The sequence below is a fragment of the Dyella sp. genome (assembly GCF_035277725.1).
Taxonomy (GTDB): domain Bacteria; phylum Pseudomonadota; class Gammaproteobacteria; order Xanthomonadales; family Rhodanobacteraceae; genus Dyella_B.
Genome location: NZ_DATEJY010000173.1, coordinates 1 through 3,503, shown reverse-complemented (window position 1 = coordinate 3,503; position 3,503 = coordinate 1). Strand labels below are relative to the sequence as shown.

Sequence of the window (3,503 nt, the reverse complement as noted above, 5' to 3'; positions counted from 1 at the left end):
GATTCAAACAACGCCAGGAAATCATCATGGCGCAGGCGATTCATATACATGTAGCGATTGCCCGCGTAACGCTCCCACTGCACATCGGAGTACTGCAGAAAGTTGATCGGCGATATATGCGAATCGGAATGGGAGAAGTGATCGGAGTAGTCCACGCGATGAACGAACAGACCATCGCTGCGGATGATGCGATTGCCTTCGTCAAGAATGGCAAGCAATACGGTGCGCGGGATATGTTCGAAGACGTTGAACGAGGTGTGGAAATCGATGGCATCAGCGTCAAGACCCGTGTGCGCCGCATCGCCCGGCGCGATATACGTGATATGGCAAAAGTCGAGCAGACGCTGCAGGTCAAAAACATCCTGGCGCTCGAAATCGAGCAGCGCTTCGAACCGCTTTCGATTGAGCAACGGACCAAACAAGCTCCGCATCTCTTGCGCATGATCGGCGATGTATTGCAGGCATTCCTGCGTCAATTCCGCTTTCAGGTAAGGGTTCAGGTCGATGGTGATGACTCGCTTGGCACCCATCAGCCAATAGGCCAGCGGTGTCATGGGAACACGCCCGGTTCCCACCTCGAAAAAGGTTTTATGGAACGGATCGCGGCCGAGTTTTTCGATTTGCCGCCACGTCTCCATGCCGGCCCGCAAGCGCGCGACCGGATTGATATGGCGCAGTCCGCCGAAATGACGTTGCAGCCAATAGTAAGTGGCGTAGGACGAGCCCGCCGGTAATCGGGAAACCGCATTCTGCAGCGTGGCCTTGGCTTTCCAATGCATGAAGGACTCCCGTGCCTGCGCCGGTCAGGGCGCCGCCTTGGCCGCCGTGCCATGCAGGCTGGTCAGGCCTCGCATCAGCGTGCGCCCGGGCGGTCCGAGGCGATTGGTGATCATCGTCATCAACTGGCAGTCTTCCTCGCTCCAATAGCGCACCATGAAACTGGCGGGCGCGAAGATGCCGATGAATACCAAGCCGCCGATGATGAAACCGAAGCGGCTGGGTATCACCGCCACGCTCAGCCATGCCGCCGCCGTCGCTACCGATGCGGCGACAAACAAACGTGCCATCGGCATCAGCGGCAAACCGCCGCCGGTGGCCTTGCGCAAATAGAACATGGCCAGGCCCAGTTCCGCGAAGCGGGTGCTGGCATAGGTGATCATCGCGCCGGTGAGACCGAAAAACGGTACGAGTGCGACACCAAACACGGCATTGACGATCAGCGCAAGCGACGAGATGCGCACGCGATCATCCTGGCGATCGACCACGATCTGGAATGCGCCGATGCTGTTGCTGACCAGCAGCAATCCAGCCAGCACCAGCATCGCTTCGATGGCGGGAATGGCAGCGACGTAACGGTTGCCGTACATCAAGGTGACGATTTCAGGCGTGGTGACCAGGCCGACCCCGGCGATCACCAGACCGGTGGCCCAGTAGAACCGCGCCGACTCGGTGAGCAGCCGCGCGGCCTGTCCGGTGCCGCTCTTGCCGAATGACTTGGCCATGTACGGCAGCAAGGTGGTGGTCAGGCCAACCGACAGCAGTTCGACAGCGCCGCGCGTGAGCGTGGAAGCGATGGCGAAGAAACCGACCGCCGTGGACGTGGCATAGGTGTTGAGCAAGAACACTTCGATCGTGCTCGAGCGCAGCGAAATCAACAACACCAGCACGGCTGTCAGGCGCAGATGCCGCGTCATGCGCTTGCTGAGGTCATCCGGAATCGGGCCGGCGGCAAAGGGCCGGCAGTAGCGGTGAAAGGCGAACCGGTTAATCAGGTTCAACATCAGGCACGCCACCGCGAACAACGCGAAGAACGCCACCATGCCGGCGTGCGTCAGGGTGGCCGCAGTGATCAACCCGACGTTGATGACGCCGGCAAGTACCGTCGCAATCGATACCGGTTCGAAGCTCTCCTGCCCTTTTTCGATTGCCACCAGCATGGCGTAATTCGCCTTGGACACTACGGCGATAATCACCAGCCCGGTAATCGGCCACAACGATTGCCGCCATTCGACCGGACGGATCACAACGATCGCGGCGACGAACAGCAGCATCACGATCAGCGAACTCAGGTTCTGGTAGCGGCTCAAGCGATGCGCGATATGCGAGGCCAGGTCCGGCCGCCCTGCCCCATCCGCTTCGGCGATGAACTTGGTCGACGACGTCGTCAACGCATGATTGCTGCAGGTCATCAACCAGCTGCACAGCCATACGGTAAACGCGTAACGGCCGAAATCCGCCGGCCCCAGCGTGCGCGCGATCCAGATGCTGACGACCAGCCCCAATGCGTACTCGACATACGTGGCGGCCGATACCAGGGTGACGCTGCGCAATACCGCCATGCGCTGCTTCATGGCGTCACCCTTTTGGCTGCGATTGACGGCGTTGCCGGGGCGCCGCTACCGGGCGGCTGGCGAATCAGCCAGGCGACGACACCACTGCCGCGATTGTTCCAGTTGAAGCGCCGCAGCGGATCGGCCGACTTGGCGCAATCGATGTTGTAGGAAGACTCCAGCGCATCAAGCCGGTGCTTCAGTGCGGCGCTTTGCTTGGGATCTTTCTCGAAGTAATAGGCCGCGGCCACTGGCAAGGCGATCTCGACCGTATGCGCATCGCTGTACCAGCCATCCGAATCTTCGATATGCGAAAGCGCTTTGGTATCGGCGCGTGACGAGGACCAATACCACGCGATCTGGCCATCCGGACCGGAACAGGGATTGCGCCAATCGTGCTCGTAATGCAGAAGGTTCGGCTTGATCCAGCCGTATTGCTCCAGGTAACGGCCAAACGCGGTGATCATGGTGGGGATGCGCGGATCGCTGGTAACCAGCCACGCGTGCCACAGGCCGTCGATGATGTTTTCCGTCATCCACGGCGAGCTGCCGCGCACGTCAGTGGATGGATTCCAGGCATCGTCCTCGTGCAGGTTCCAGCTATTGCGCCAGGAACCGTCATCGCCGAGGCCATCCGGGTTGTTGCGCTGATGCTCGTACAGCCAGCCGATGCGATCGTTGACACGCTTGAGATAGCGGCGATCGCCGGTCAATTCATAGGCGCTGACGGTTTCCAGCAGACCCAGGCCCGTCATGCGCTCGGTGAAATGCTGCGAAGGGCTGGTATACGGCCCTGGCCGGTTGCCCCAGCCGCCGTTCTCCCACAGCGTCATCATCTTGTCGACGGTTTGCGGATCGTGCTCGCTGTCGTCGCCGGTAAGCGCCAACGCCAGCAGAATCGGCTCGACATAGACGTATTTCACGTCGCAGGGCTTGTCGTTGTACGTCCAACCGCCAGCGCAGAACGGGCTCATCGCCCAGCCGTCGCGGCGGATGTATTTCATGTAGAAGTGATAACTGAGATCGGCCGCCTGCAGATAATCGAAACGCCCGGTGCGAATGTATGCCTTGAACAGCGTGGATGGCCGGTCGAACAACCATGCGGTGGGATCGTTCGCCGGCAATGGCCGCGCCCACTGAAACTGCGTGGCGACGTAATTGGCATACGCCTCA

The 3,503-nt window shown here is 60.3% G+C and carries 3 protein-coding genes; all 3 read right to left on the bottom strand.

Features of this window, described 5'->3' with window-relative positions; genetic code table 11:
- Positions 1–779: hypothetical protein (locus VJR68_RS15165; protein ID WP_324149013.1), on the bottom strand; the 779-nt coding region annotated here is incomplete at its 3' end.
- 24 nt (positions 780–803) lie between these two features.
- The gene (locus VJR68_RS15160; RefSeq protein WP_324149011.1) at positions 804–2,351 is read right to left on the bottom strand and encodes an oligosaccharide flippase family protein; all 1,548 of its coding nucleotides are present in this window, start codon (positions 2,349–2,351) and stop codon (positions 804–806) included.
- A partial coding sequence (locus VJR68_RS15155) for a hypothetical protein (protein WP_324149009.1) occupies positions 2,348–3,503 on the bottom strand: 1,156 nt, incomplete at its 5' end. The genes VJR68_RS15155 and VJR68_RS15160, both read right to left, overlap by 4 nt.